Genomic DNA, 25,236 nt, shown 5'->3' on the forward strand with positions numbered 1-25,236 from the left:
TGGGTCCGATCACCGGATCACGTTCAGGAGGTCGCTCATCATCGTCTGCGCGGTCGACATGACCCGCGTGTTCGCAGAGTACGCCTGCTGGGTTACGATCATCTTTGAGAATTCCGACGCAATGTCCGTATTGGACTGTTCGGTGCTCTCCCCGACGATGGTGCTGCCGGCGAGGCCGGCGAGGGGCGAGCCGGAATCCACCGTCTGGGAGTAGTGGCCGTTGGTGTCGGGCTTCAGGCCGTCGGGATTCGTGAACCGCGCGAAGCCCACCGAGGCGAGGCCCACCACCGACCCGTTGGAGAAGGTACCGTTGATCTTGCCGTCGGCGGTCACTGCCACGCTGGACAGCGTGCCGGAGGTGTACCCGTCCTGGGTCAGGGTGTTGGTCGTGGCGGAGCCGGAGGCGTCGGCGTACTGCGTCAGGCCGGTCTGCCCGTAATTCAGGGAGACGTTGCCGAGGTTGGTGCCGCTGACGGTCAGGTTCGGAATGTTGATGCTGCCGCCCGTCGGGCTGGTCAGCTGCCCCGCCGAATCGAAGGTGAAGGCCGAGCCGGCATTGGTCCACGCGCTCTTCGAGGCCGAGGCCGTCGTGTCCGACTGGTAATAGAGGTTCCAGACGGACGGGGTGGCCGGGTTCGTGACGGTGTTGGAATCCTGGACCTTGGCCCAACGGGTCGTGACCGTGACCGGGGCGCCGGTGGAGGTGTAGCCCGTCACCGCCGGCCCGGCGATGCTGCTGCCGACGAAGTTGGCGGCGTCGCCGCTCGCGATCTGCGTGGCCGTGCCGGTTGAGCTCAACAGGACCGAGGCCGGGTCGGCCGGCGTGTAGAGATCCGAGCCGGAGGTCGTGGAGTTCGCGGTGGTCGGCGAGGCCGGCAGGTTGGCGCTGTAGGAGATCGTCGTCGTCGCCTTGGCCGGCAGGGTCGAGTTCCCGATCTTGATGAGGCCGTTGCTCGTGGACTGGCCCGTGGCCGGGTCGATGTTCTGGCCGGTGAGGTAATCGCCCGCGCCGTTGACGAGGTAGCCGTCCTTGTCCGGCGCGAAGTCGCCGCGGCGGGTATAGAGCGTCTGGCTGCCGAAGCTCGCCTGCCCGTTGGCGTCGCCGGTCTTCTGGAGCACGGTGAAGAAGCCCTGGCCGTTGATGGCCATGTTCGTCGCCACCTGCGAGGAGATCACGTTCCCCTGGATCGTGTTGGTGAGCTGCGCCTGCGCCAGCACGGTGCCCGCGACCTCGCGCTTGGAGGTCTGCTCCGCCATCAGGTCGATGAAGCTGGTGTCGACGCGCTTGTAGCCGGTGGTCTGAGAATTCGCGATGTTCCCGGAAATGTTACTGATCGCGTAGGACTGCGCCTGGAGACCAGAGACCGAGGTCTGCAACGCGGAAAAGATATCCATGGCACATGGTTCCCGGCACGAGGGCCAACGCAACGGCTCCCCGCAGCAACCCCCGTGCCAAGACTAAGCCATTGCAATCGCTCGATCTTTTTCTAGAGCGTCCGGCCAACCCGGCATCCGGCGCCGAGCAGTCGCGGCCGGGCCGGCAAAATCTGCAGGGTCCAGAGTCGAATCCGCAGCGGGAGAAGACTGCTTTATCGCCCGGCGTTTACGGCACGTTATTTTACCTCAGCGATCATCCCGCGAGGTGCCGGCTTCGGGTCGAGTCGCGGCCGGTCGGGGATGCGGACAGCGGGATATGCGGGCCAAGCGGACGAGCCTCGTCCACATCATCTACTTCTCGCGGCTCACCCTGTCGGCCGATCTGGCCAAGCGTTCGGCTCAGATCGACGACATCACCCGGGTCGCGCAGAAGAAGAACGAGTTCGCGGTGATCACGAGCTTCCTGATCATCGAGGCCAACTTCGCCGCGCAGATCGTGGAGGGCGAACGCACCTCGGTGCAGGAGACCTTCGAACGCATCAACGCCGACCAGCGGCATCGGGAGGTCCAGATTTGCGAGTGGCGCGAAATCGCCAAGCGCGAATTCGTCCATTCGTTCAAGTGCGCTCAACGCGGAGCGCCGAACGACAATCTCTTCGCCAAGGCCAACCTGCTGCCCATGTTTCAACGCGGAACGCCCAAACCGTCCGCAATCCTGAGTCTGGCGATGGCGCTCCAGGCCGACGCGATGACCCGCCAGGGCATCGATCATCTTTTCGTCTGAGGTTCCATGAGCGAGCCCATCGAACACCCGCCGATCCTCGTCGTGGACGACCAGGAGAAGCTCCTTCGCCTCGTGGTGATGCTGCTGTCGCGCATCGGCTTCCCCGACGTTGACGGCGTGACGAACGGTCCCGAGGCGATGGAAAAGCTGCGGACCCGCCGCTACGCCCTCGTCATCTCGGACCTCGACATGGAGCCGATGGACGGGCTGACGCTGCTGCGGGAGATCCGCGGCGACGACAACCTGATGAACACGCCCTTCATCCTGACCGAGTCGTCCTTCGAGTTCGAGGACATCAACCTCGCCCACCAGGCCGGGGCGGACGCGTTCATCCTGAAGCCGTTCGACATCGCCGTCCTGAAGACGAAGCTGAAGAACGTCATCAACCGGAAGCCGCGCAAGCGCGAGGCGCCGATCGCGACGCAATCGACCCTCTCGCAGGAATTCCCGATGCTCGGGAAGTACTAGGCGGCGCGGCCTCTCACTCCGCCCGCTTCTGGTAATCCTTCACGTCGGTGAAGCGCACGTCCGGGTAGCGCTCCTCCTCGTACCGCAGCGAAAAGGCGGTGGAGGCCATGAAGACCGGCGCCCCGTCGAGGTCGCTGGCCATGGCCGAGCCGTGGCTGTCGAGGAACTTGTCGAGGGCGACCTCCGAGTCCGACGACACCCAGCGGCAGACGGTGAAGCGCGAGGTCTCGTAATCGACGGGCAGGCCGTATTCCGCCTGCAAGCGCTCCTTGAGCACGTCGAGCTGCAGGGCGCCGACCACGCCGACGATGGCCTGGCTGCCGTCGTGGGGCACGAAGACCTGAACCACGCCCTCCTCGCCCATCTGCTGAAGCGCCTCCTTCAGCTTCTTGGCCTTCATGGCGTCGGTGAGCTTGATCCGGCGCAGGATTTCCGGAGCGAAGCTCGGGACGCCCCGGAACACGATCTCCTCGCCCTCGGTGAGGGTGTCGCCGATGCGCAGGGTGCCATGGTTCGGGATGCCGACCACGTCGCCGGCAAAGGCCTCGTCCGCGATGGCGCGGTCCTGCGCGAAGAAGAATTGCGGCGCCGAGAGCGAGATCGGCTTGCCGGTGCGCACCAGCTTGGCCTTCATCCCCCGGTTCAGCTTGCCCGAGCACACCCGCATGAAGGCGATGCGGTCCCGGTGGTTCGGGTCCATGTTCGCCTGGATCTTGAACACGAAGCCGGTCATCCGCGCCTCGGTGGGCTCCACCCGGCGCTTGTCGGCATCCTGGCCGCGCGGGGCCGGGGCGACCTTGGCGAGGCCGTCGATCAGGTCGCGCACGCCGAAATTGCGCAGCGCCGAGCCGAAGAAGACCGGCGTCAGGTGGCCCTCGCGGAAGGCGTCGAGGTCGAACGACTTCAGGCCGCCCTGGGCGAGTTCCACTTCCTCGCGCCATGCATCGGCGGCGCCGTTCTCGGTCAGAAGCTCATCGAACAGCGCGTCGTCCGGCCCCGAGACCGGCACGGTGCCGGCGTCGTCGGCGGCGTCGAGGCGCCGGACCCGGTTCATGCCGAGTTCGTAAGTGCCGGAGAAGTTGCGGCCGGAGCCGATGGGCCACGTCACCGGGGCCGCATCGAGGGCAAGCGTCTTCTCGATCTCGTCCAGCAGGTCGAACGGATCGCGTGATTCGCGGTCGAGCTTGTTGACGAAGGTGACGATCGGGATGTCGCGCAGGCGGCAGACCTCGAAGAGCTTGCGCGTCCGCGCCTCAATGCCCTTGGCGGCGTCGATCACCATCACGGCCGAGTCGACGGCGGTGAGGGTCCGGTAAGTGTCTTCCGAGAAGTCCTCGTGGCCCGGCGTGTCGAGGAGGTTGAAGACGCAATCGCCGTACTCGAACGTCATCACCGAGGTGACGACGGAGATGCCGCGCTCCTTCTCGATGCCCATCCAGTCCGAGCGGGTGGAAACGCGGTTGCGCTTGGCCTTCACCTCGCCGGCGAGCTGGATCGCGCCCCCGAACAGCAGCAGCTTTTCGGTGAGCGTCGTCTTGCCCGCATCCGGGTGGGAGATGATGGCGAAGGTCCGCCGCCGGGCCACCGGATCGGCCGGAGGCGCCTCGGTTCGTGTCTGCATCAACATGGGAAGGTCTTCGTCGCGCGGGTGCGGTTTGCGCCGGGTGTACCCCGAGCGCCGCAACCGGCCAAGGGCGCCCGTCGCGGCTGCAACGCAACGCAAACTTCGCGACACATCGCGGACATTCTCCGGCGCCACCGTCACGGTCCCCGGCACCGACGGGCGTGGAAAGGACCCGGACCGATGATGCGACCCGCCTGGACATCGATTCTGGCCGGCGCCGCGCTCTGGCTCGCCGCCTCGCCGCTATCGGCCGCGCCCTCGGCAATCGAGGATGCCGCCTTCCTCGACGCCCTCACCTGGGGCGTCTCGCCGACCTCCTTCGCCGAGCTGCGCGCCAAGGGCCGCGAGGCGTGGCTGAAGGAACAACTCCATCCGCCGGCCGTCTCGCCGCTTCCCGCCGCCGTGCAGGGCGTCGTCAACGACGGGCCGAGGGACGGGCTCTACGAGCACACGCTCACCCTCTTCGCCTTCAGGCAGGCCGCCGAATCCGAGCCCGACCCGGACGCGCGCAAGAGTGCGCGCCAGTATCACCAAGCGCTCCTGAACGCCGATGCCCGGCATTCCACCTCCGCCGCGATCCTGCGCGCCCTCTACGCGCCGGACCAGCTGCGCGAGCGCCTGACGTGGTTCTGGTTCAACCGGTTCAACGTGCATCAGGCCAAGGGGCCGGTGCGGATCTGGGTCGGCGATTACATCGACACCGCCATCCGCCCCCACGCGCTGGGCCGCTTCCGCGACCTGCTGGAGGCCACGCTGCGCCACCCGGCGATGCTGCGCTACCTCGACAACACCGACAACGCAGCGGGCCATATCAACGAGAACTACGCCCGCGAGATCATGGAACTGCACACGATGGGCGTCGGCTCCGGCTACACGCAAGCCGATGTCGAGGCCCTGGCGCGGATCCTCACGGGCGTCGGCATCGCCCCCAACCGCGACGAGATCAAGGTGAAGCCGGAGCACCGGGCCGATCTGCTGCGCGAGGGGCTGTTCGTCTTCAATCCGAACCGGCACGATTACGGCGACAAGCTCTTCCTCGGACATACGATCGCGGGCCGTGGCTTCGGCGAGGTCGAGGAAGCCCTCGACCTCATCGCCCGCTCCCCCGCAACGGCGCGCAACGTCACCCGGGCGCTGGCCACCTACTATCTCGGCCGCGCCCCCGACGACGCCCTGGCGGCGACCCTCGCGGCGGTCTTCACCCGCACGGACGGCGACATCGCCGCCGTGATCGACGCCCTGGTCCACAGCCCGGCCTTCGCCGCCACGCGGGACGGCGGGTTCAAGGACCCGATGCGCTACGTCCTCTCGGCCCTGCGCATGGCCTATGACGGCCGCGTGATCCTCAACACCGGCCCGGTCATCGGCTGGCTGAACCGCCTCGGTGAGGGTTTGTTGGCCCGCACCACCCCGGATGGCTACCCGATTGATCCGGCGGCCTGGATGGGGCCGGGGCAGATGTCCGCCCGGTTCGAGGTGGCGCGGCAGATCGGCTCCGGCCCGGCGGGCCTGTTCAAGCCGGCCTCCGGCGACGAACCCGACGCGCCGGCCTTCCCACTCCTCGCCAACGGCCTGTTCTTCACCACCCTCGAAGCCAACCTCGGCACGGCGACCCGCGCGGCCCTGGCGCAGGCGATCTCGCCGCAGGACTGGAACACGCTCTACCTCGCCTCACCGGAATTCGCCCGATGAACCGTCGCGATCTCCTCGGCCTCGGCGCCGGCCTCGGCCTCTCCACCATCGCCGGCCGCGTCTGGGCTGCGCCCAAGGCGGATGCGCGGCTCCTCGTCGTGTTCCTGCGCGGCGCCTACGACGCGGCCAACGTCGTGATCCCGACCGGCAGCGACTTCTACTACCGCGTGAGGCCGAACCTCGCTGTCTCGCGGCAGGACGCGCTCGCCCTCGACGGCGATTGGGGCCTGCACCCGGCGCTGCGCGATACGATCCTGCCGCTCTACGCCAAGGGACAGGCGGCCTTCGTGCCCTTCGCGGGCACCGACGACCTGACCCGCAGCCATTTCGAGACGCAGGACACGATCGAACTCGGCCAGACGGTCGGCGCCTCGCGCGACTACAATTCCGGCTTCATGGCGCGGCTCGCGGCCGAGCTGACCCGCGTGCGGCCCATCGCCTTCACCGAGCAATTGCCGCTGATCTTCCGGGGGGGCGGAGAGCCGGTGCCGAACATGGCCATCACCGGAATCGGCAAGCCGGGCATCGACGACAGGCAGGCCAAACTCATCGCCGCGATGTACCGGGACACGCCCCTGGCCGGTGCCGTCTCCGAAGGCTTCCGCGTCCGCGACGAGGTCTACCAATCGATCTCGAACCACGCCGACCAAGCGGATCGCGGGGCAACCTCGCCGCGCGGCTTCGAACTCTCCGCCCGGCGGATCGGCCGCCTGATGCGCGACACGTTCAATCTCGGCTTCGTGGATGTCGGCGGCTGGGACACACACGTGAACCAGGGCGGGGCCAAGGGCTACCTCGCCGAGCGCATGGGCGAACTCGGCCGGGGCATCGCCGGATTCGTGGAGGAGATCGGGCCGGGCTGGTCAGACACGGTGGTGGTGGTGGTCTCGGAATTCGGCCGCACCTTCCGCGAGAACGGCTCGCGCGGCACCGATCACGGCCACGGCTCGGTCTATTGGGTGCTCGGCGGCGGAGTGCGCGGCGGGCGGATCGCCGGCCCGCAGGTCCGCGCCGACGAGGCCCATCTGTTCCAGAACCGCGACTGGCCGGTGCTGACCGATTACCGCTCGCTGCTTTCGGGCCTGCTCGGGCGCCTCTACGGCCTCGACCAGAACGCCCTGCGACGAATCTTCCCCGGCAACGACCCGGCGAATCTCGCGCTGATCTGAGCCGGCGTCAGGCCGCAACCGCAGCCAGCGACCGCAGGTCGGCGATCAGCGCATCGACGCGCTGGTCCTGCGCGTCCCAGCCGAACATGAAGCGGGCGCCACCGCCGATGAAGGTGTAGAAGCGCCAGCCCCGCGCCCGCAGCCTCTCCGCCATGGCCGGCGGCAGGCTGAGGAACACCGCGTTCGCCTCCACGGGGAACAGGGCGCGCACGCCGGGCAGACCCGCCACGGCTTCCGCGAAGCGCGTCGCGCAGGCATTGCCGTGGGCGCCGTTGCGCAGCCACGCGCCGCTTTCCAGCATTCCGACCCAGGGGGCGGCGAGGAAGCGCATCTTCGAGGCGAGCTGGCCCGCCTGCTTGCAGCGGTAGCCGAAATCCTCCGCGAGCTTGGCGTCGAAGAACACCACCGCCTCGCCGGCATGCATGCCGTTCTTCGTGCCGCCGAAGCACAGCACATCGACGCCCGCCCGCCACGTCATGTCGGCGGGGCTGCAGCCGAGGCTGGCGCAGGCGTTGGCGAAGCGCGACCCGTCCATGTGGAGGGCGAGGCCGAGCCGGCGGCACTCATCCGACAGGGCGCCGATCTCGCGCAGCGAATAGACCTGGCCCGTCTCGGTCGGCTGGGTGATCGTCACCACGCGCGGCCGGGGGAAGTGGATGTCGCTGCGGTTTGTGGCGAGCCCGCGGATCGCCTGCGGCGTCAGCTTGCCTCCCTCGGTGCGGACGGTGAGCAGCTTCGAGCCGTTGGAGAAGAACTCCGGCGCGCCGCACTCGTCGGTCTCGACATGGGCCGAGTCCACGCAGATGACGCTGTGGTAGGATTGGCACAGGGAGGCCAAAGCGAGGGCGTTGGCGGCGGTGCCGTTGAAGGCGAAGAACACCTCGCAGGGCGTCTCGAACAGGGCGCGGAAGGCGTCCGCCGCACGGACGGTCCAGGCATCCTCGCCGTAGGCCGGGGCATGGCCGGAATTGGCGGCCTCCATCGCGGCCCAGGCCTCCGGGCAGATGCCGGAGTAGTTGTCGCTGGCGAATTGCTGCGATTGGTCGTGCGTCATGGCCAGAGCATAGCATCTCCCGGCGCGCGAAGGCCAAATCGCCCTCGCATGTCAGGCGCGAACCCTACGCGCGTGTCTTGGAACTCGGCGGCGCTTGGTGTAGAAGCCCCGCCAAGGCGCGTTCCACGTGCCGATTCGTAGACCGATCCGTGCATCCCTCCCCGGTTCGATCCGGCCGAGGGACTTTGTCGGTTTACGCATCGGCGACTGGTCGCGCGTTCCACAGACTTAGGCCAAAGGATCTTTTCCGTTGCAGGTACTCGTCCGCGATAACAACGTCGACCAGGCGCTCCGCGTCCTCAAGAAGAAGATGCAACGCGAGGGCATCTTCCGCGAGATGAAGCAGCGCAAGGCTTACGAGAAGCCGTCCGTGCGCCGCGCCCGCGAGAAGGCCGAGGCCGTCCGCCGCGCCCGCAAGCAGGCCCGCAAGACCGCGATCCGCGAGGGGCTGATCGCCGCTCCGAAGCCGAAGCCCCGGGTTGCCGGCGCCGGCCGTCGTCCCGGCCTGCCCGCCGCCACGCCGCAGCAGAACAACCAGTTCTCGGCTGCCAACGCCGCGCCCGCCACGGCGGCCTGATCCGGCTCTCCCGCCATCATGGCGGGATGACCGACCGAAATTGGAAAAGGCCCGGACCGTTCGACGGTCCGGGCCTTTTCCGTTTGGCGTAGAGGAGGCGGCGTCAGGCCGCCTTCTTCGTTTCCAGCGTGGCGCGCTCGGCCTGGACAAGCACGTCAAGGGCGCGCCACGGCTTCTGCATGAACACGGCGCCGCGCGGCAGGGTCACGTCCTGCTTGGCACCGGAGGTGACGATCACCCGCACGTCGGGCCAGCGCCGCTCGACCGCCTTGGCGAGGGTGACGCCGTCCATCTTGCCGGGCAGGCGGATGTCGGCGAAGAGCAGCGCGACGGTCACGTCGTCCCGCTCCAGGACGGAGAGGGCGTCCTCCGCGCTCTCGCAGGCGATGACGCCAAGATCGGTTTCCTCAAGGACCGCCGTCGCGAGGTCTCGGATCGCCGCATCGTCCTCCACGACGAGGGCGACGGGGGCGTGACTCTCGGTGCGTGCGCAGTCCATCGAAGGCTCCTGTCCTAAAAGGGGGGCAATGCCTCTTGCGGGGGCAAGATGCCGACGCGCGCAAGTGATTCCCCGATTCGGCCATGCTGGCCCGCCATGAAGCCGCCTACAAGAGTCGCAGAAGCGTGGCTCATGCCTGCCCAGCGGTCAGCTCGCCGCGCACGCAGGCGTGACGCCTCAATTATGCGCAGGGCGGCGGCGGTTAAGAAACTGTTCACCGAACCGGCGCGACGTTTACACTTATATGACGCATCCCGGCGTTCAGGCCGGGGCCGCGTCCGAGCGGATCCCCCGCCATTTCGCGTCTGAGGAACTAGGTCCGATCATGTGCCGCTTCCTCGCCTATAGCGGTGAGCCGGTCTTTCTCTCCGACCTCGTCTGCGCGCCGACGCACTCGCTCGTGCATCAGTCCCTGCACGCCGACGAAGGAAAGACCGAGACCAACGGGGACGGCTTCGGCATCGGCTGGTACGGCGAACGCGCGGAACCGGGCGTCTATCGCGACATCTCACCTGCGTGGTCCGACGAGAACCTCGTCAACCTCTGCGGGCAGGTTCGGGCGCGCACCTTCTTCGCCCATGTCCGCGCCGCTACCGGCACGGCGACCGCGCGGGCGAACTGCCATCCCTTCGCCCATGGCCGGCACCTGTTCATGCACAACGGTCAGATCGGCGGGTATTGCCGCATCAAGCGCCGGCTCGAAGCACTGATCCCGGACGAATTGTACGACAGCCGCCGGGGCAGCACCGATTCCGAGGCGATCTTCCTCCTCGCCCTGGCGAACGGCCTCGCCGAGGATCCGGTCGGCGCCATGGCGCGCACCGTCGAGACGATCCGGGGCCTGATGCAGGCCGCCAACGTGACCGAGGCCCTGCGCTTCACCGCCGTGGTGACGGACGGCGAGGCGTTGACCGCCTATCGCTGGGCCTCCGACGGCCGTCCGCCGAGCCTCTACTTCCGCGAAGGGCCCGGCGGTCTCGTGGTCGTCTCCGAGCCCATCGACGGGTGCCGCGAAGGCTGGCAGGTCGTGCCGAAGGGCGCGACGCTCCAGGCCCGCAGGGGCAGCCCCGTTGCGGTCACGCCCCCGGCCAAGCCGGTCGCCGCCGCCAAGCGCGCCGCCTGAGGGTCACGTCCTGGGCGGGGCTGCGATCTCGTTTTCGGGATTGCCGACAGCCCTCCCCCGTGCCGAAATCCGGCATGGTGATCGGCCGTGAATCGGCGGCCGTCCCGGGAGCGAGACATGTATCCGAACACCGACCTGCACATTGCCGGGCGCTGGCGCTCCGGCGCGGAGAGCCGGACCCTGCCCGTGCTCAACCCGGCGACGGGCGAGACCATCGGACATTGTGCGGTCGCCACGACGGCTGACCTCGACGAGGCCCTGGAAGCCGCCGCCCGCGCCTTCCCGCAATGGCGCTCCGTCGCCCCGTTCGAGCGCTGCAAGCGCATGCGCAAGGCGGCCGATCTCCTGCGCGAGCGCGCCGATGCCATCGCCCGCGTGATGACGATGGAGCAGGGCAAGCCCCTGGCCGAGGCGAAGGTCGAGACCCTGGCCGCCGCCGACATCATCGATTGGTTCGCCGAGGAGGGGAAGCGCGCCTACGGCCGCGTGATCCCCGCCCGCGCCGACGGCGTGCTGCAGGCGGTGGTGAAGGAGCCTGTCGGCCCCGTCGCGTGCTTCACGCCCTGGAACTTCCCGATCAACCAGGCGGTGCGCAAGATCTCGGCGGCGCTCTGCACCGGCTGCACCGTGATCCTGAAGGGGCCGGAGGACACCCCGGCGAGCTGCGCCGAACTGGTCCGCGCCTTTCTCGATGCCGGCATTCCCGGCGACGCCCTGTCCCTCGTCTACGGCGATCCGGGCGAGATCTCGGCCTATCTCATCCCGCACCCCGTGATCCGCAAGATCTCGTTCACCGGCTCGACCGTGGTGGGCAAGAAGCTCGCGGCCTTGGCCGGCGAGCACATGAAGCGCGCGACGATGGAGCTCGGCGGGCACGCCCCGGCCATCGTGTTCGGCGATGCCGACGTGGAGAAGGCGGTCTCGGTCCTGGCACCGTCGAAGTTCCGCAACGCGGGCCAAGTCTGCGTGTCGCCGACGCGCTTCCTCGTCCACGATTCGGTGTTCGACCGGTTCGTCCAGGGCTTCAGCGACTTCGCGAAAGGCGTGAAGGTGGGCGATGGGCTCGACCCCGAGACCAAGATGGGGCCGCTGATCCACAGCCGCCGGCTCGATGCCATCGAATCCCTGACCGCCGACGCCGAAGCGGCCGGGGCCACCCTGCGCACGGGCGGCAAGCGCATCGGCAACCGGGGCAACTTCTTCGAGCCGACGGTCTTCACCGAGGTGCCGCTGTCGTCGCGGCTGATGAACGAGGAGCCCTTCGGGCCCGTCGCGATCATCAACCGCTTCTCGGACGACGACGAGGCCTTCGCCGAGGCGAACCGCCTGCCCTACGGCCTCGCCGCCTACGCCTACACCCGCTCGGTGGAGCGGTCGGCGCGGGTGATGAATCAGGTGGAGAGCGGCATGATCTCCATCAACCACCACGGCCTCGCCCTGCCGGAGGTGCCCTTCGGCGGCGTGAAGGATTCGGGCTACGGCAGCGAGGGCGGGCCGGAGGCGCTGGACGCCTACCTCGTGACGAAGTTCGTCACGCAGGCCAACTTCTGATCCGGTCTCAGTAATGGGGTGGCGGCGGCTCCGGCCCGCGCTGCGCGGCCCGCGCCGTCGCCTCCTCGACCTGCTCGCGCAGCGCCGACACGAGGCGGGTGAGCCGGTCGATCTGCCGCCACTGGTCGGTGACGATGCGGTTCAGATCCTCGACGGTGGCCTCCTGCTCGGTGAGGCGCGTCTCCAGCCGGTCCAGGCGTTCGGTCGATTCCATGGCATCCCTGCGAGGGGGCGGCGCGGGGCGCCCTACGCCACGCGCAGGACGTACTCGGCCATCTCGACCCGGTCCCGTCCGCCCTTCTTCGCCACGTAGAGCGCCTCGTCGGCCCGACGCAACAGCCGGTCGAAGTCGCAATCGGGCGTCGCCACCGCAACCCCCACGCTGACGCTGAGGGAGAGGTCCGACATTTCCGGCAGGGCGACGGTGGCGAAGGTCCGGCGAACCCGCTCCGCCGCGAGCATGGCCGAGGCCGGCGTGGCGCCGATCAGCAGACAGGCGAATTCTTCCCCGCCGAGCCGGCCGAACATCGTACGCGTCGGCAGCGTCTCCGTCGCCACCGCGCAGAAGCCGACGATCACGGCATCGCCGACCTCATGCCCGAACTGGTCGTTGATCGCCTTGAAGCGGTCGAGGTCGAACAGCAGCAGGGCCGTGCCGGTGCCGGTGGCGAGCAGCCGGTCGGCGGTCTCCACGAAGGCCCGGCGGTTGGCGATACCGGTCAGCGAATCGGTGCGCGCGGCGACGCTCTGCATCCGCTCGGCGCGCTCCTTCACGAGACCGATGAAGGTGAAGGCGGAGGCGATGGAGAACAGCATCGCGGCGAGGCACAGCACCGCCACCCAATAGGCGGCGATGGCCGCCTCAGGCTTCGGCAGGGGCGCCAGGAAGGCCGCCGGCACCCGCACGGCGTAGCAGACGCCGTAGACGGCAAGCAGCCCCACGGCGAAGGTCCGCGAGGCCAGGGGCTCCCCTCGCCCGCGCCAGAAATCCCACGCGCCGCCGAAGCAATAGAGCGCCGCGACCGTGGAGGCGAAAGCCACGCGCAGGGCGATCGACCCATAGAATTCGGGGATGAGGCAGAGCAAACCCCACGCGATGCCGCCGGCCAGGGCCCAGGCTGGATGGCGCCGCCGCCCCTCGAACAGGCTGACGCCGCGCCAGATCAGCCCGTAGGCGCTGATCATGACCACGTTGGAGACGCCGATGGAGATCCAGTTCGGGATGTGACCGCGCATCGCCAGCCCGACCGAGGCCAGGGAGCCGATGAAATGGGCGACGCCCCAATACCCCAGGCACGGCGAATCCGGGTGCTGGCGCCAGGATACGAAGAACTGCACGCAGACGAGAAAGGTCGTCGCGCAGCTTGCGATCAGCAGGGTGGCGGGGTCGAGACCCGGCACGGGCGTCCTCTCGTGTAGACGCCGGTCCGGGGGCGACGGCCAACTATCTCATAAGTAGTTCGAATGGCCAAGCTTAGGTTGCTTGGTGGCAGCTAATTCTCGGGCTGGGTGTGTCATCGGCTTGACGGGAACCGGCCGCCGGTGGAAGCGTCGGAGATGGAAAGGGTGGATCGCGTGACGCAAATTTTCGAGACAGTAGAAGGACTTCGCCTCGTTGCCGCCCGCTCCGACCCCGCCTGGCGGGAGTGGGGCCCATATCTCAGCGACCGCCAATGGGGCACCGTCCGTGAGGATTATAGTGCCGGGGGCGATGCGTGGACGTATTTCCCTCACGATCACGCCCGCTCCCGCGCCTATCGCTGGGGCGAGGACGGTATCGGCGGTTTCGGCGAACGACATCTGCGGTGGTGCCTGTCTCTCGCCCTCTGGAATGGTCGCGATCCGATCCTGAAGGAGCGGCTGTTCGGTTTGACAAACGAGGAAGGCAATCACGGCGAAGACGTAAAGGAATTATATTACTATCTCGACGGCACACCGACGCATTCCTACATGCGGATGGTCTACAAGTATCCGCAAGCAGAGTTCCCCTATTCCCGCCTGCTCGCGGAAAACCGCAACCGAGGTCTGGACGCGCCGGAATTCGAGCTCCTCGATACCGGCCTGTTCGACGAGGGCCGCTACTTCGATATCGAGATCGCCTACGCCAAGGCCGCGCCCGACGACATCCTGATGCGGGTCCGCGCCACCAATCGCGGGCCGGACGCGGCGGACCTCACCCTCCTGCCCCAGTTCTGGGCGCGCAACCTATGGTCATGGCAGCCCGGCATGGAGAAGCCGGCCCTGCGGCGCGACGAGGGCGGCGGAATCCTGGCGACCCACCCGGATCTGGCGCCCCTGCGCCTGCACGCGGACGGGCCGGATGCGTGGCTGTTCACCGAGAACGAGACGAACCTCCACCGCGTGTTCGGCGTCGGCCCGGCGGAGGGCCTGTTCAAGGACGGGATCGACCGGCACGTCGTCCATGGCGAGGCCGGCGCCGTCGATGACCGGGCCGGCACGAAATGCGCCGCCCGCTTCTCCTTCCGCCTCGCACCGGGCGAGACGCGGGAGATCCGCCTGCGCCTGCGCCCCGCCGATGCCGCAGGAGAGCCGTTCGCGGATTTCGACACAACCTTCGCGATGCGCGAGACGGAAGCGGACGCCTTCTACGCGGCGCTGCAATCCTCGACCCCCGATCCCGACCGGCGCCGCGTCCAGCGGCAGGCGCTGGCGGGGATGCTGTGGTCGAAGCAGCTCTACCATTACGACGTGCGCGAGTGGCTGGTCGGCGATCCCGGCCAGCCGGCGCCGCCGGCCGAGCGGCGGCACGGGCGCAACCACGATTGGACGCACCTTCGCGCCAACGACATCATCTCCATGCCGGATGCCTGGGAATATCCCTGGTTCGCCTCCTGGGATCTCGCGCTCCAATCCCTCGTCTTCGCGATGATCGATCCGGACTTCGCCAAGAACCAGATCCTGCTCCTCGTCGGGGATGCCTACAGCCACCCCAACGCGGCGCTGCCCGCCTACGAATGGGGCTTCGAGGACGCCAACCCGCCGCTCCACGCCCTGGCGGCGTGGCGGGTGTTCGAGATGGACCGGGACCTGACCGGCCGGCCGGACCACGACTTCCTCAAGCGCGTCTTCCACCGCCTGACGTTGAATTTCACGTGGTGGGTGAACCGCAAGGATGCCAACGACCGCAACCTGTTCCAGGGCGGCTTCCTCGGCCTCGACAACATCGGCATCTTCGACCGCTCGAAGCCCCTCGGCGGCGGCGCGACGCTCACCCAATCCGACGCCACCGCCTGGATGGCGATGTACGCCCTCAACCTGATGCGAATCGCCATCGAGCTGGCGCTGGCGGACCCGGCCTACGAGGACATGGCGGGGAAGTTCTTCGAGCACTTCCTCCTCATCGCGGCGGCGACGGGCGACGGTGTGTGGGACGAGGCGGACGGCTTCTTCTATGACGTGATCGAGACGCCGGAGGCGCGTCTGCCGATTCGCGTGCGGACCATGGTCGGGCTCATCCCGATCCTGGCGGTGGCGGTGCTGCGGGAAGCGGATGTGGAGCGCCTGCCGCGCCTGAAGGAGCGGCTGGTCTTCTTCCAACAGAACCGGCCCGACCTCTGGCGGCTCGTCTCCCACTGGAACGAGCCGGGCGCCGGGCGCTCGGCACTGCTCTCCCTGCTGCGCGGCCACCGGCTGAAGGCGCTGCTGCAGCGGATGCTCGATCCGGCCGAGTTCCTGTCCGATCACGGGGTGCGGGCGGTCTCGCGGGCCTACGCGGAGGCGCCGTTCTGCTTCCCCTGGGACGGGCGCGACCTCGGCCTCGCCTACGAGCCCGCGGAATCACGCTCTCGCCTGTTCGGGGGCAACTCGAATTGGCGCGGACCCGTCTGGATGCCGGTGAACTACCTGCTCATCGCGAGCCTGCACCGCTTCCACGACTATTTCGGCCCCGACTTCACGGTCGAGGCGCCGACAGGCTCGGGGCAAAGACACAATCTGCGCGAGATCGCGGACGAGTTGTCCTGCCGGCTGATCGCCCTCTCGGCACGGGGGCCGGATGGGCGTCGGGCGGTCTATGGCGACAGCCGCCTCGAACAGGAGGATCCCCACTTCCGGGACCACATCCTGTTCTACGAGTATTATCACGGGGATACGGGGCGCGGTGTCGGTGCCTCGCATCAGACCGGCTGGTCGGGCCTCGTGGCGCTGCTGATCCAGCAGGTCACTGAATCGTAGCGGTCGCGCCCTTGGCCGTCTCGACCAGGGAGAGCTTCGCCCGCTGCTGCTGGCCGACGCTGATCTCGCGGGAGATCTCCGAGCGGCGGGCGCTGTAGGTGGCGCAGACCATCGGATAATCGACCGGCAGACCCCACTTCGCGCGGTAGGTCTCCGGCGTCAGGCCCCGCAGGGTCAGGTGACGGCGCAGGGCCTTGTAGGGCTTGCCGTCCTCGAAGCTGGTGATCGCGTCCGGGCGGATGGAGGCGGCGACCTGGGCCGGCGACGGACGCTGGAGCGTCGGCTGTTTCGGTTTGGCGAGGTGATCGATCGCCTGATGGATCTCGGTCAGGAGTTCGGGCAAATTGTTCGCAGGGACACGATTGCGACTCACGTAGGCGGTCAAAATCCGGGTCGCGAGTTCCACGGTCGGCTTGTCGGTCATCGTGCGGTCCCTGGTTTCCACCCTCGCGCGGCAGGCCTTGTCGCGGCCGTCTTCACGTCGGTGCCATGAGCATGCGGGCGTGCTCCGACTCCCCCCAGGTGGTCCGTCGCCCGAGAAAATCGGGCGACCCGCCAAAGCCGGTGTACACTAGGATACTATACTACTTATGATTGCATTCACTCGTCAACGGCACCGCGACTTATTCCGAAGCTCTTTTTGAGGCGCGAAGGCCCCTTTTTCATGCATCCTTCAGCGAAATGGGCCCGGTTACGATAGTTTCAGCCTGTTACCCTTCCTTCTAAAGAACGCATATGTTGAATTTCGAGAGGAACGCCTGATGGACGTGCTCGTCGTGGGAGCGGGAGTTGTCGGCCTCGCGATCGGACGAGCGTTCGCGCTGCGGGGTCACACCGTGATCGTGGCGGAGGCTGAGCAGGCGATCGGCACGGGCGTCTCCTCCCGAAGTTCGGAGGTGATCCATGCCGGGATGTACTATCCCACGGGATCGTCGCGGGCCCGGAACTGCGTCAAAGGAGTGCAGCAGGTCTACCACTTCTGCGAGAGGACGGGGGTGCCCCACCGCCGCTGCGGCAAGCTGATCGTCGCCTGCGACGCGGGAGAGGCGGACGCCATCGCGAACATCCATGCCAGGGGCGAGGCGAACGGCGTCGCCGGGCTCGAACTGCTCGATGCAGATCAGGCCAAGCGCCTCGAACCGAATCTGACCTGCACCCTCGCCCTGTACTCGCCGAACACCGGCATCCTCGACAGCCACGCCTTCATGCTCGCGCTGCAGGGCGAGATCGAGGACCGCGGCGGCGCGCTCGCCCTCCGCACCCCGGTTCAGCGCCTCGCTCGCGAGAACGGGCAATGGCAGGCGAGCTTCGGCGGCGACGAACCGGACACGATGCCCTTCGACGCGGTGGTGAACGCGGCTGGCTTCGGCGCCCCCGCCATCGCGGCGAGGACGCAGGGCTACCCGACGGCTTCGGTACCGCGCCTCCATCTCGCGCGGGGCAATTATTTCGGCTGCACGGGCAAGCCGGCCTTCACCCGTCTGATCTATCCCGCGCCGCGCATCGATGGTGGGCTCGGCATCCACCTGACCCTCGACCTGAACGGCCGCGTCCGGTTCGGGCCGGACGTGGAATGGGTGGACGAGCCGGATTACCGGGTCGATCCCGGCCGCGCGGCCTCGTTCTACGGGGCGATCCGCCGGTACTGGCCCGGCCTGCCGGATGGTGCCCTGTTCCCGGATTACGCGGGCCTGCGCCCGAAGCTCACGGGGCCGGGCGAGGCGGCGGCGGATTTCCGCATCGAGGGCCCGGCCGAGCACGGACTTGCGAACCTCGTGCACCTGTTCGGCATCGAGAGCCCCGGCTTGACATCGAGCCTGTCCCTCGCTGAGGACGTGGCCGCCCGGCTCGACGCCTAGCTGAAGAGGTGCAGGGCCAGCGGCGCGAGGATCGCGGTGACGAAGGCGTTCAGCCCCATCGCGATCCCGGCGAAGGTGCCGGCGACCTCGCTGACCTGGAAGGCACGGGCCGTGCCGATGCCGTGCGCGGCGAGCCCGGCCGCGAAGCCCCGCGCCCGCATGTCCGAGATCTTCAGCGCTTCCATCATCGGCGTGACGAGGATCGCCCCGATGATGCCGGTGAGGATGACGAGGATCGCGGTCAGCGTCGGGTCACCGCCGAGCGTCGCGGCGATGCCCATCGCGACGCCCGAGGTCACGGATTTCGGGGCCAGCGACACGAGGATCGGCTGCGGGATCGAGAACAGCCGCGCCAGCACGATCACGCAGACGAGCGTCGCGACCGAGCCCGCCGCCAGCGCGGCGAGCATCGGCACCAGGGCGCGCATCACCGTGGCCCGGCGCTCGTAGAGCGGGAAGGCCAGCACCACCGTCGCTGGCCCGAGCAGGAAGTGCACGAACTGCGCGCCCTCGAAATAGGTCGGGTAGGGCGTGTCGGTCAGCGCCAGGACGGCGGCCACGAACACCACCGCGACGAGCACCGGGTTCGCGAGGGGATGCCGCCCGGTCGCGGCGGCGATCCTGTCGGCGGCGACGTAGGCGGTGAGCGTCACGGTCAGCCACAGGAGCGGCGTGCGGGCGAGATACACCCACAGGGAGAAGTCGCTCCCCACCATCGCTCAGCCCTCGTCCTTGCGGCCGCGCCGGTCGACCAGGGCCGAGACGCCCCGGAAGACGAAGACCGTGGTGAGCAGCGAGACGGCCGTCGAGACGAGTAGGATGACCGCGAGCTTCGCGCCCTGCGTCTTCAGGAGATCGAGCCGCCCGACCACGCCGACGCCCGCCGGCACGAACAGCAGCGAGAGGTTGGCGAGCAGCCCCTTGGCGATGGTCTCCAGCGTGCCGTCCACCAGCGGCGGCGGCAGCAGGCGCGGGAGGGGGCTGCGGGCCGAATCACGCAGGAGCAGGAAGCCGAGCATCAGACCCATGCCGATCACCGGACCAGGCACGGGCAGGCCGAACCCTCGGGCGAACGCCTCACCGCAGAGTTGCGCCAGCAGGATCAGCGCGAGGCTGGCAGTCATTCGGCGGGTACGCCGGAGAGGCCGCTGCGGCGGGCGGCGGCGATGCCGGCCTCATCGAAGCCGAGGAGACGGCCCAGGCGCTCCACCAGCGCCTCCTCGAACTCGTCCACCTTGCCGTCCGCCCCGGCGACCGACCACGCCATGGCGAGCAGCGCCTCGCGCTCGGCGCCGTTGGCCTCGTGCGGGATCATCTCCACGAGGCTCGCCACGTCCCGCACCTCGGTGTCCACGGCGGTCGCGCGGGCGATGAGGGCGTGGGCGGCGGCGGGACCGTCGGCGTAGCGGCCTTCCACGAGGCGGGCGAGGCGCTCGCTCTCGGCGGGGGCGAGGATGCCGTCGACGCGGGCGACATGGACGAGCAGGGCGGTCGCGGCCAGATGCGTGTCGTCGGCGGGGTCGCGCGCCTCCGAGGCGCCGATCCCCAGGGCCTCCACCGCGTAGGCACGCAGGCGTGCGATCAGGGACATGTCCGCTCCAGGCCAAACGTGCATCGCAACATTCGGCCCCGCCTCGCGGAAATCAAGCAGCCGGGGACAGGTTGCGACGGGCCGTGGCCCGTTTGCATCGCCTGCGCGGGCTCAGCCCTGGCGCTGCGCGTGGGTGACGGCGACGTGGATGAGTTCGGCCAAGGTGCGCACACCGAGCTTCTGCCGCATCTGCGAGCAGGAATTGGTGACGGTCTTGTAGCTCACCGACAGGTCGGAGGCGATAGCCCCGTAGGAACGGCCCTGCGCCAGACGGGCCAGGATCTGCTGCTCGCGCGGCGTCAATTGCAGTTCCGGGGTGCGGCGGGCATCGGCGCGCAGCATCGCCACCTCGGTGGCGAGGCGGCGGTCGAGATAGACTTCCCCGATGCGCACCTTCTCGAAGGCGTCGAAGAGTTCGGCCGAGGCGTGATCCTTGAGCACGTAGCCCAGCGCCCCGGCTTCGAGGGCGCGGGCGACGATCACCGGATCGTTGTGCATGCTGAAGACGAGGATGCGCGTGTTCGGCGCCACCGCGCGGATGCGCCGGATCAGCCCGAGCCCGGCCAGCCCGCTGCCCTGGAAGGTCAGGTCGCAGATGACGACCGGCGGCCGCAGGCGGTGGAAGATGCGGTAGCCGCCCACCACCGTCGTCGCCTCGGCGATGGTCTCGACGCCCGCATCCTCCAGGACGCGGCGGCATCCCTGCAGGACGATGGGGTGGTCGTCGATCACGAGCACCGGGAGGCGCGTGCTGGCAGGCTCGATCTGAGAGGCGATGGCGTTCATACGCTTTGCGCGGAGATGAGTTCGTGGCCGGGCTCCGGGCTCCGCTCGGGCGGGATCGGAATGGCAATACGGACGATCGCCCCCGGGCCGATATTGTCAAGGGCGAAAGTCCCCTGCAGGGCCTCGACGCGTTCGCGCATCCCCGACAACCCGAGGCCGATCCGGTGTTCGGTGGGGATGCCGGTGCCGTTGTCGCGGATCTCCACGTAGACGTTGCCGTCGCGCTCGGCGGCGGTGGCCTCGACGCGGGTCGCGCCGCCGTGGCGCACGGCGTTGGTGGCGCTCTCCTGCACGCACCGGAAGATGGTGAGGTCGAGGAGATCGCCGTAGCCCCGGGCGAGCCCGTCGAACTGCCCGACGAAGGCGATGCCGGGGTGCCGCTCGCCGAAGCCGCGCAGCAGCAGGTCGAGGCAGGTCGGCAGCGGGGCCTGCCCCAGCCCGTGCGGGCGCAGGCGGTTGAGGAGCGCGCGGTTCACCCCCTGCACCTGCCCGACGATGGTGCCGATCTCGGCCGCGCGGGCCGCGAGCTTGGAGCGGTCCACCTCCTTCGCCCCGGCCGCAATGCGGGCGATGGAGGCGGCGTTGGCCTCCAGGGCGAAGAGGCAGGGGCCGAAATCGTCGTGGAGTTCCAGGGCCGTGCGGCGGCGCTCGTCGTCCTGTGCGGTCAGGAGCTTCTGGTTCAGGCTGGCATTGGCCGAGCGCGTCTGCGCCAAGGCTCCCGCGACCTTGTTGAACCGCTCCGCGATGACGGCCAGTTCGGGCGTGCCCGGCGGTGCGAGGCGGGCGGTGTAATCGTGGTGTTCGAGCTGCGTCAGCGCCTCGCCGAGGCGGCGCAGCGGCGCGAGGATGCGCGCCAGCGCCAGATAGAGCGCCACCAGCATCGCGAGGTTGACCGCGAAGGTCGTGAGCGAGAGGGCGCGGGCGTAGCCCCAGATCTCCTCGATCTCGTCCATGGGCTGCGTCGTGATCTGCGCCGTGCCGAGCACGCGGCCGCCGACCGCGATGGGCAGGCTGTGTCGCTCGATGGGCGGCAGGATCATCCGCGCGAACCATGCGGGCGCCTCGCGCTCGGCGCGCTTGTCGGGCCCCGCATGGCCGACGCGCTGCCCCTGCGCATCGAGCACGGCCACGCGGACATGCCGCAGCACCCGGAAGCGCAGGTCGAGGGCCTGGAGCAGCGCCTCCGGCGAGGCGGTATCCGAAAGGCGGATCGTGTCGGCCACCAGGGATTCCACCGTCGCGAGGGAGGCGCGGGTCTCGACCCGCACCGCCGTGCGGGCGTTCAGCACCACCACCGCGCAGGAGGTGACGGCCGCAAGCAGGTCGATGAGCAGCACCACCGCGATGAGACGGGTCCGCGTCGACCAGCCGGACCAGGGCATGGACCTCGCCCGGGCGGGCCGATGCGGCGGCAGCAGGTTCGGGCGCGTATCCACGGTGTGACGAAACCCGTTCCAGGGGAGCAGAGGGTGAGGTCCTGAAGGACGGCTCGACTACTATTCCTTAAGCGAAACGCCGTAAATCCTGTGGATGACTTCGACGCGACCGGACTCGACTAGAAACGACACTGGGTCGTCGCACGGCGACATCATTGTGCCGTATTGCGAGCCATCAATCGGTGAGCTTGCCGATAGCCGGCGGGCGCATCGGGCCGGACCGGCCGAATCCGGGCGTTCCGATGGCGACCGTCGCGCATCAGGTCCGAGATCGCAACCGATGTCCGAGTTATCATTAGACATGTCGGAGCGGCGCACCGCCCGTCCCGCCGCCGCGCCGCAGGGCAAGCGCTCGCTGGCGCGGCCGCTGCTCCTCAGCGCCACCGGCGCCGCGCTGCTCTCCGGCTTCGCCGTGGCGGCGTCCTCCGTCATGGCGGGGCTCGTCACGCCGGCCCCGCGGCTGACGCAGCCTCCGGCCATCGGCCAGGGCCTCGCATCGAGCTGGCCCGACTTGAAGGACGGCCTGCCCGCCCGGGCCGGCGAGCCCGTGAAGATCACCGAGAGCAAGGCCGAGGCGCCGAAGCCCGCGCCGGGCCCGCGCATGGCCTCCTTCTCCGCCGACCCGAAGGCCTTCGACGGTGGCACGCCCACGCTACCGGCGCCGCAGCCGAAGCCCGTCGCCGAGCGTCCGGCCCCGGTGAAGCCGACAGAGCGCATCCCGGTGCCGACCGAGGTGGCCGTTCAGGCGAGCCCGCCCGCCGCCCGGATCGTCACGCCGAACCGCAGCGTCGCCGCCCTGGCGCCCCGCCCGTCGGAAACGGTGCGGGCCCGTGACGAGGCCGTTCCGGTAGCGGAAGCGCCGGCCAAGGTCGCGCCGCCCAAGCCCGTCGCCGTGGCGACGCCGGTTCCGGCCAAGCCGAAGCCGGCCCCGGTGGCGACGGCCAAGCCCGTGCCCGAGCCGGTGAAGGCCGCGAAGGCCGAGACACCCAAGCCCGCCGTGAAGGCGGCGGCCGCCAAGCCGGCCCCTGCCCCCGCCATGGCCAAGCCGACCGTGACGCAGACCGCCTCGGCGGAGGCCGATTCGGACGAGACCGAGATCTTGGGTGTGAAGCTGCCCTCGCTCGCGCCCACCGGGCGCAAGATCAAGGACAGCGTGAGCGCGCTGGGCGACGCCGTCCGCAGCGCGTTCTAGGGACTCAGCCCCGCTGCTGGGGTTTGAACCCGCCCTTGCCGGCATTGCGGCGGTGGCGGTCGGCGCGGGGCGAACCAGGGCCCTTACCGGCGCCGGGCGGCCCCTTGCGGGGCGCCGGGGCGAATTCCGCAGGCAGCGCCTCGACCTGGATTTCCGGCGATCCGTTCCGCGCGAAGGCTTCCGCGAAGCGTGAGGCGGCGTGGCCGCGCACCTCGAACTTGGTCTCCCGGTCGAAGATGCGGATGGCGCCGATCTCCTGACGGTCGAGCCCGCCGCGACGGGTCAGCAGCGGCAGCAGGCGGCGCGGGTCGGCGTTGTCGCGCCGGCCGAGGTTCAGGCGGAACCACACCGCCGGGCCCATCGCCGCGATCTTCTCCGGGTTCATCGGATCGTAGGGCGGACGCTCCGCGCGGGCGCGCCCCTCGCCGGGGTCCGTGACCTCCTCCGGCGCCGGCAGCCGCGTGCGGTAGATACGGGCCACGATGTTGGCCAGCTCCTCCGGGCTCTTATGGGTCAGGAGCATCTGGGCCATCACCGAATCGTCCTCGGCGGCCGGCTCGGCGATCAGGGTGTCGCTGAGCATCCGCTCGGCATCGAGGCCGCGGATCGTGTCGGCCGAAGGCGGGCCGCACCATTCCGGCTGCACCTTCGCCATGGCGAGCATCTGCTCGGCCCGGCGGCGACGGGCGTTCGGCACCAGCAGCACCGAGGTGCCCTTGCGCCCGGCCCGGCCGGTGCGGCCGCTGCGGTGCTGCAAGGTCTCGGCGTCGTGCGGCAGGTCGGCGTGGATGACGAGGCTCAGCGAGGGCAGGTCGATGCCGCGCGCCGCCACGTCGGTGGCCACGCAGACCCGCACCCGGCCGTCGCGCAGGGCCTGGAGGGCGGCGTTGCGCTCGCCCTGCCCCATCTCGCCCGAGAGCCCGACCACGGAGAAGCCGCGCTCGGTCAGGTTCGCCTGCAGGTGGCGCACCGCGTTGCGGGTGTTGCAGAACACGATGGCCGTGGGGGCATCGGCCTCGCGCAGGAGGTTGAGCACGACGTGCTCGATCTCGCGCGGGACCACCCGCACCGCCTTGTAGGCGATGTCCGCGTGGCCGCGCGTCTCGCTCTTCACGGCCAGCCGAAGGGCGTCGCGCTGGTAGCGCTCGGCCAGGGCCTCGATGCCCTTCGGCAGCGTCGCGGAGAACAGGTAGGTCGAGCGCTCCTGCGGCGTCGCCGAGAGGATGAACTCGATGTCCTCGCGGAAGCCGAGGTCGAGCATCTCGTCGGCCTCGTCGAGGACGACGGCCCGCAGGGTGGAGAGGTTGAGGGAGCGGCGCTCCAGGTGGTCGCGCAGGCGGCCCGGCGTGCCGACGACGATCTGCGAACCGTCGGCGAGGCGGCGGGCCTCGCGGCGGGGGTCCATGCCGCCGACGCAGGCGGTCACGCGGCCCTGCGCGGCACCATAGAGCCATTCGAGTTCCCGCTGCACCTGCAGCGCGAGTTCGCGGGTGGGGGCGATCACCAGGGCGAGCGGCGCGGCCGGGGCCGGCATGGTCTCGTCCTCGCCGACCAGCATGTCGGCCATGGCGAGGCCGTAGGCGACGGTCTTGCCGGAGCCGGTCTGGGCAGAGACGAGCAGGTCGCGACCGCCGCCGGCGGCTTCGAGCACGGCCGCCTGGACGGGGGTGGGTTCGGCATAGCCGCGCTCGGCCAGGGCCCGCGAGAGGGGAGCGGGCAAGTTCGGGAAGGGCACTTCGGTCAGGCTTTCGGTAAGGCGCCGTCCGCCGGGGCAAAGCCCAGTCGGCATCGAACGACGCGGTATCATCAGGACAGACACGCGGCGCTCATGGCCCGCGCGGGACGCTTGAGAGCGTCCATCCGAAGGCCGCCCGTTTTGGTCCGAGGCGCGCATGGTAACGGTTGCGGGGCGGGCTGACCACTCCACCCCGGGCATGAGGGGCCTGCTTGCGCGTTCGGACTATTCCGAGGGCTCGGGGTCCAGGGACATCCGCATCCTCAGGCGCACGGTGCCGTCCTCCGTGCGCACGGCCAGGACGTAGTCCTGCCGCTCCGGCCCCTCGGCGATCCCCTGCGCGATACGCGTCATGATTCGCGCGGCCTGGGCGCGGGCGGCGTCGAGGTCCGGCAGATCGAACCCCTCCTTGTCGCGGACGAGGTTGCTGCCGTCATGGAGGTCGATGAAGTAGCGGGGCACAGCGCGAATCCGGTCCAACCGGTGGACCCCGCTTATGCGCCTCCGTTGTTTCTACGCAATTGC

Annotated in this window: 24 protein-coding genes; 10 read left to right on the forward strand and 14 right to left on the reverse strand. The window is 69.2% G+C overall.

Features of this window, described 5'->3' with window-relative positions:
* Positions 1–9: 9 nt before the first annotated feature.
* On the reverse strand, positions 10–1,395 hold the full coding sequence (locus ACXJ1Y_RS11960) for a flagellar hook protein FlgE (protein WP_463846491.1): 1,386 nt from the start codon (positions 1,393–1,395) through the stop codon (positions 10–12).
* Between the two features lie 298 nt (positions 1,396–1,693).
* Between ACXJ1Y_RS11960 and ACXJ1Y_RS11965 the strand changes: the two genes are divergently transcribed.
* Complete coding sequence (locus ACXJ1Y_RS11965) at positions 1,694–2,161, forward strand: BLUF domain-containing protein (protein ID WP_463846492.1); 468 nt, start codon at positions 1,694–1,696, stop codon at positions 2,159–2,161.
* A 6-nt stretch (positions 2,162–2,167) separates the two neighbouring features.
* Positions 2,168–2,629: a response regulator gene (locus tag ACXJ1Y_RS11970; RefSeq protein ID WP_463846493.1), complete on the forward strand. Its 462-nt coding sequence runs from the start codon at positions 2,168–2,170 to the stop codon at positions 2,627–2,629.
* A gap of 13 nt (positions 2,630–2,642) precedes the next feature.
* Here ACXJ1Y_RS11970 and ACXJ1Y_RS11975 read toward each other — a convergent pair whose 3' ends face one another.
* Positions 2,643–4,256 (reverse strand): peptide chain release factor 3, encoded by a 1,614-nt coding sequence (locus ACXJ1Y_RS11975; protein WP_463846494.1) that lies wholly within the window; start codon positions 4,254–4,256, stop codon positions 2,643–2,645.
* Between the two features lie 177 nt (positions 4,257–4,433).
* On the opposite strand from ACXJ1Y_RS11975, the gene ACXJ1Y_RS11980 reads away from it, so the two are divergent.
* Together ACXJ1Y_RS11980 and ACXJ1Y_RS11985 are read left to right on the forward strand one after the other, a co-directional pair.
* A complete protein-coding gene (locus ACXJ1Y_RS11980) occupies positions 4,434–5,945 on the forward strand; it encodes a DUF1800 domain-containing protein (protein ID WP_463846495.1) in 1,512 nt (503 codons plus the stop codon).
* Entirely contained in the window at positions 5,942–7,114 is a 1,173-nt protein-coding gene (locus ACXJ1Y_RS11985) for a DUF1501 domain-containing protein (protein WP_463846496.1), read from the forward strand. Before ACXJ1Y_RS11980 ends, ACXJ1Y_RS11985 begins: the two co-directional genes overlap by 4 nt.
* A 7-nt stretch (positions 7,115–7,121) precedes the next feature.
* Here ACXJ1Y_RS11985 and ACXJ1Y_RS11990 read toward each other — a convergent pair whose 3' ends face one another.
* Positions 7,122–8,168 (reverse strand): threonine aldolase family protein, encoded by a 1,047-nt coding sequence (locus ACXJ1Y_RS11990; RefSeq protein ID WP_463846497.1) that lies wholly within the window; start codon positions 8,166–8,168, stop codon positions 7,122–7,124.
* A 250-nt stretch (positions 8,169–8,418) separates the two neighbouring features.
* Here ACXJ1Y_RS11990 and rpsU point away from each other — a divergent pair, with 250 nt between their 5' ends.
* Positions 8,419–8,745 (forward strand): 30S ribosomal protein S21, encoded by a 327-nt coding sequence (gene rpsU / locus ACXJ1Y_RS11995; protein WP_243955433.1) that lies wholly within the window; start codon positions 8,419–8,421, stop codon positions 8,743–8,745.
* Positions 8,746–8,848: 103 nt separating this feature from the next.
* On the opposite strand, the gene ACXJ1Y_RS12000 is transcribed toward rpsU, so the two are convergent.
* Entirely contained in the window at positions 8,849–9,244 is a 396-nt protein-coding gene (locus ACXJ1Y_RS12000; protein ID WP_463846498.1) for a response regulator, read from the reverse strand.
* A 325-nt stretch (positions 9,245–9,569) separates the two neighbouring features.
* Here ACXJ1Y_RS12000 and ACXJ1Y_RS12005 point away from each other — a divergent pair, with 325 nt between their 5' ends.
* Together ACXJ1Y_RS12005 and ACXJ1Y_RS12010 are read left to right on the forward strand one after the other, a co-directional pair.
* A complete protein-coding gene (locus ACXJ1Y_RS12005) occupies positions 9,570–10,367 on the forward strand; it encodes a class II glutamine amidotransferase (RefSeq protein WP_463850099.1) in 798 nt (265 codons plus the stop codon).
* 117 nt (positions 10,368–10,484) lie between these two features.
* Positions 10,485–11,918, forward strand: coding sequence for an NAD-dependent succinate-semialdehyde dehydrogenase (locus tag ACXJ1Y_RS12010; RefSeq protein ID WP_463846499.1), 1,434 nt, complete (start codon positions 10,485–10,487; stop codon positions 11,916–11,918).
* A 7-nt stretch (positions 11,919–11,925) separates the two neighbouring features.
* On the opposite strand, the gene ACXJ1Y_RS12015 is transcribed toward ACXJ1Y_RS12010, so the two are convergent.
* Together ACXJ1Y_RS12015 and ACXJ1Y_RS12020 are read right to left on the reverse strand one after the other, a co-directional pair.
* Complete coding sequence (locus tag ACXJ1Y_RS12015) at positions 11,926–12,132, reverse strand: SlyX family protein (RefSeq protein ID WP_463846500.1); 207 nt, start codon at positions 12,130–12,132, stop codon at positions 11,926–11,928.
* A 32-nt stretch (positions 12,133–12,164) separates the two neighbouring features.
* A complete protein-coding gene (locus ACXJ1Y_RS12020; RefSeq protein WP_463846501.1) occupies positions 12,165–13,319 on the reverse strand; it encodes a GGDEF domain-containing protein in 1,155 nt (384 codons plus the stop codon).
* A 156-nt stretch (positions 13,320–13,475) separates the two neighbouring features.
* Between ACXJ1Y_RS12020 and ACXJ1Y_RS12025 the strand changes: the two genes are divergently transcribed.
* Positions 13,476–16,112 carry an MGH1-like glycoside hydrolase domain-containing protein gene (locus ACXJ1Y_RS12025; protein ID WP_463850100.1) on the forward strand — a complete coding sequence of 879 codons (2,637 nt, stop codon included), beginning with the start codon at positions 13,476–13,478 and terminating at the stop codon, positions 16,110–16,112.
* On the opposite strand, the gene ACXJ1Y_RS12030 is transcribed toward ACXJ1Y_RS12025, so the two are convergent.
* Positions 16,099–16,536 carry a Ros/MucR family transcriptional regulator gene (locus tag ACXJ1Y_RS12030; protein ID WP_463846502.1) on the reverse strand — a complete coding sequence of 146 codons (438 nt, stop codon included), beginning with the start codon at positions 16,534–16,536 and terminating at the stop codon, positions 16,099–16,101. The two genes, ACXJ1Y_RS12025 and ACXJ1Y_RS12030, sit on opposite strands and share 14 nt — an antisense overlap.
* A gap of 337 nt (positions 16,537–16,873) precedes the next feature.
* Here ACXJ1Y_RS12030 and ACXJ1Y_RS12035 point away from each other — a divergent pair, with 337 nt between their 5' ends.
* Positions 16,874–17,971, forward strand: a complete 1,098-nt coding sequence (locus tag ACXJ1Y_RS12035) for an NAD(P)/FAD-dependent oxidoreductase (protein WP_463846503.1) — start codon at positions 16,874–16,876, stop codon at positions 17,969–17,971.
* Here ACXJ1Y_RS12035 and ACXJ1Y_RS12040 read toward each other — a convergent pair.
* The 5 genes from ACXJ1Y_RS12040 to ACXJ1Y_RS12060 all read right to left on the reverse strand — a co-directional run bounded on the left by ACXJ1Y_RS12040 (position 17,968) and on the right by ACXJ1Y_RS12060 (position 21,730).
* On the reverse strand, positions 17,968–18,684 hold the full coding sequence (locus ACXJ1Y_RS12040; protein ID WP_463850101.1) for an LrgB family protein: 717 nt from the start codon (positions 18,682–18,684) through the stop codon (positions 17,968–17,970). The genes ACXJ1Y_RS12035 and ACXJ1Y_RS12040 overlap by 4 nt on opposite strands.
* 6 nt (positions 18,685–18,690) lie before the next feature.
* Positions 18,691–19,095, reverse strand: a complete 405-nt coding sequence (locus ACXJ1Y_RS12045) for a CidA/LrgA family protein (RefSeq protein WP_463846504.1) — start codon at positions 19,093–19,095, stop codon at positions 18,691–18,693.
* Positions 19,092–19,562 (reverse strand): tellurite resistance TerB family protein, encoded by a 471-nt coding sequence (locus tag ACXJ1Y_RS12050; protein ID WP_243955420.1) that lies wholly within the window; start codon positions 19,560–19,562, stop codon positions 19,092–19,094. The genes ACXJ1Y_RS12045 and ACXJ1Y_RS12050 overlap by 4 nt, the downstream gene beginning before the upstream one ends.
* A gap of 111 nt (positions 19,563–19,673) precedes the next feature.
* A complete protein-coding gene (locus ACXJ1Y_RS12055) occupies positions 19,674–20,348 on the reverse strand; it encodes a response regulator transcription factor (RefSeq protein WP_463846505.1) in 675 nt (224 codons plus the stop codon).
* A complete protein-coding gene (locus tag ACXJ1Y_RS12060) occupies positions 20,345–21,730 on the reverse strand; it encodes an ATP-binding protein (RefSeq protein ID WP_463846506.1) in 1,386 nt (461 codons plus the stop codon). The genes ACXJ1Y_RS12055 and ACXJ1Y_RS12060 overlap by 4 nt, the downstream gene beginning before the upstream one ends.
* Positions 21,731–22,085: 355 nt before the next feature.
* Between ACXJ1Y_RS12060 and ACXJ1Y_RS12065 the strand changes: the two genes are divergently transcribed.
* Positions 22,086–22,976 carry a hypothetical protein gene (locus tag ACXJ1Y_RS12065; protein WP_463846507.1) on the forward strand — a complete coding sequence of 297 codons (891 nt, stop codon included), beginning with the start codon at positions 22,086–22,088 and terminating at the stop codon, positions 22,974–22,976.
* Positions 22,977–22,980: 4 nt separating this feature from the next.
* On the opposite strand, the gene ACXJ1Y_RS12070 is transcribed toward ACXJ1Y_RS12065, so the two are convergent.
* Both ACXJ1Y_RS12070 and ACXJ1Y_RS12075 read right to left on the reverse strand, forming a co-directional pair.
* Complete coding sequence (locus tag ACXJ1Y_RS12070) at positions 22,981–24,711, reverse strand: DEAD/DEAH box helicase (RefSeq protein ID WP_463850102.1); 1,731 nt, start codon at positions 24,709–24,711, stop codon at positions 22,981–22,983.
* 225 nt (positions 24,712–24,936) lie between these two features.
* Entirely contained in the window at positions 24,937–25,173 is a 237-nt protein-coding gene (locus ACXJ1Y_RS12075) for a DUF6894 family protein (RefSeq protein WP_463846508.1), read from the reverse strand.
* Positions 25,174–25,236: the final 63 nt, after the last annotated feature.

Source organism: Methylobacterium sp. TK26 (assembly GCF_055361565.1).

What these genes read in the sequence shown, in the direction of transcription:
- ACXJ1Y_RS12055 (WP_463846505.1), bottom strand. Translation starts at nt 20,348, where the DNA reads ATGAACGCCATCGCCTCTCAGATCGAGCCTGCCAGCACGCGCCTCCCG.
- ACXJ1Y_RS12030 (WP_463846502.1), bottom strand. Translation starts at nt 16,536, where the DNA reads ATGACCGACAAGCCGACCGTGGAACTCGCGACCCGGATTTTGACCGCC.
- ACXJ1Y_RS12045 (WP_463846504.1), bottom strand. Translation starts at nt 19,095, where the DNA reads ATGACTGCCAGCCTCGCGCTGATCCTGCTGGCGCAACTCTGCGGTGAG.
- ACXJ1Y_RS12005 (WP_463850099.1), top strand. Translation starts at nt 9,570, where the DNA reads ATGTGCCGCTTCCTCGCCTATAGCGGTGAGCCGGTCTTTCTCTCCGAC.
- ACXJ1Y_RS11980 (WP_463846495.1), top strand. Translation starts at nt 4,434, where the DNA reads ATGATGCGACCCGCCTGGACATCGATTCTGGCCGGCGCCGCGCTCTGG.
- ACXJ1Y_RS12000 (WP_463846498.1), bottom strand. Translation starts at nt 9,244, where the DNA reads ATGGACTGCGCACGCACCGAGAGTCACGCCCCCGTCGCCCTCGTCGTG.
- ACXJ1Y_RS12060 (WP_463846506.1), bottom strand. Translation starts at nt 21,730, where the DNA reads ATGCCCTGGTCCGGCTGGTCGACGCGGACCCGTCTCATCGCGGTGGTG.
- ACXJ1Y_RS11970 (WP_463846493.1), top strand. Translation starts at nt 2,168, where the DNA reads ATGAGCGAGCCCATCGAACACCCGCCGATCCTCGTCGTGGACGACCAG.
- ACXJ1Y_RS12050 (WP_243955420.1), bottom strand. Translation starts at nt 19,562, where the DNA reads ATGTCCCTGATCGCACGCCTGCGTGCCTACGCGGTGGAGGCCCTGGGG.
- ACXJ1Y_RS12010 (WP_463846499.1), top strand. Translation starts at nt 10,485, where the DNA reads ATGTATCCGAACACCGACCTGCACATTGCCGGGCGCTGGCGCTCCGGC.
- ACXJ1Y_RS11985 (WP_463846496.1), top strand. Translation starts at nt 5,942, where the DNA reads ATGAACCGTCGCGATCTCCTCGGCCTCGGCGCCGGCCTCGGCCTCTCC.
- ACXJ1Y_RS12065 (WP_463846507.1), top strand. Translation starts at nt 22,086, where the DNA reads ATGTCGGAGCGGCGCACCGCCCGTCCCGCCGCCGCGCCGCAGGGCAAG.
- ACXJ1Y_RS12025 (WP_463850100.1), top strand. Translation starts at nt 13,476, where the DNA reads ATGGAAAGGGTGGATCGCGTGACGCAAATTTTCGAGACAGTAGAAGGA.
- ACXJ1Y_RS11990 (WP_463846497.1), bottom strand. Translation starts at nt 8,168, where the DNA reads ATGACGCACGACCAATCGCAGCAATTCGCCAGCGACAACTACTCCGGC.
- ACXJ1Y_RS11960 (WP_463846491.1), bottom strand. Translation starts at nt 1,395, where the DNA reads ATGGATATCTTTTCCGCGTTGCAGACCTCGGTCTCTGGTCTCCAGGCG.
- ACXJ1Y_RS12035 (WP_463846503.1), top strand. Translation starts at nt 16,874, where the DNA reads ATGGACGTGCTCGTCGTGGGAGCGGGAGTTGTCGGCCTCGCGATCGGA.
- ACXJ1Y_RS11975 (WP_463846494.1), bottom strand. Translation starts at nt 4,256, where the DNA reads ATGTTGATGCAGACACGAACCGAGGCGCCTCCGGCCGATCCGGTGGCC.
- ACXJ1Y_RS12015 (WP_463846500.1), bottom strand. Translation starts at nt 12,132, where the DNA reads ATGGAATCGACCGAACGCCTGGACCGGCTGGAGACGCGCCTCACCGAG.
- ACXJ1Y_RS11965 (WP_463846492.1), top strand. Translation starts at nt 1,694, where the DNA reads ATGCGGGCCAAGCGGACGAGCCTCGTCCACATCATCTACTTCTCGCGG.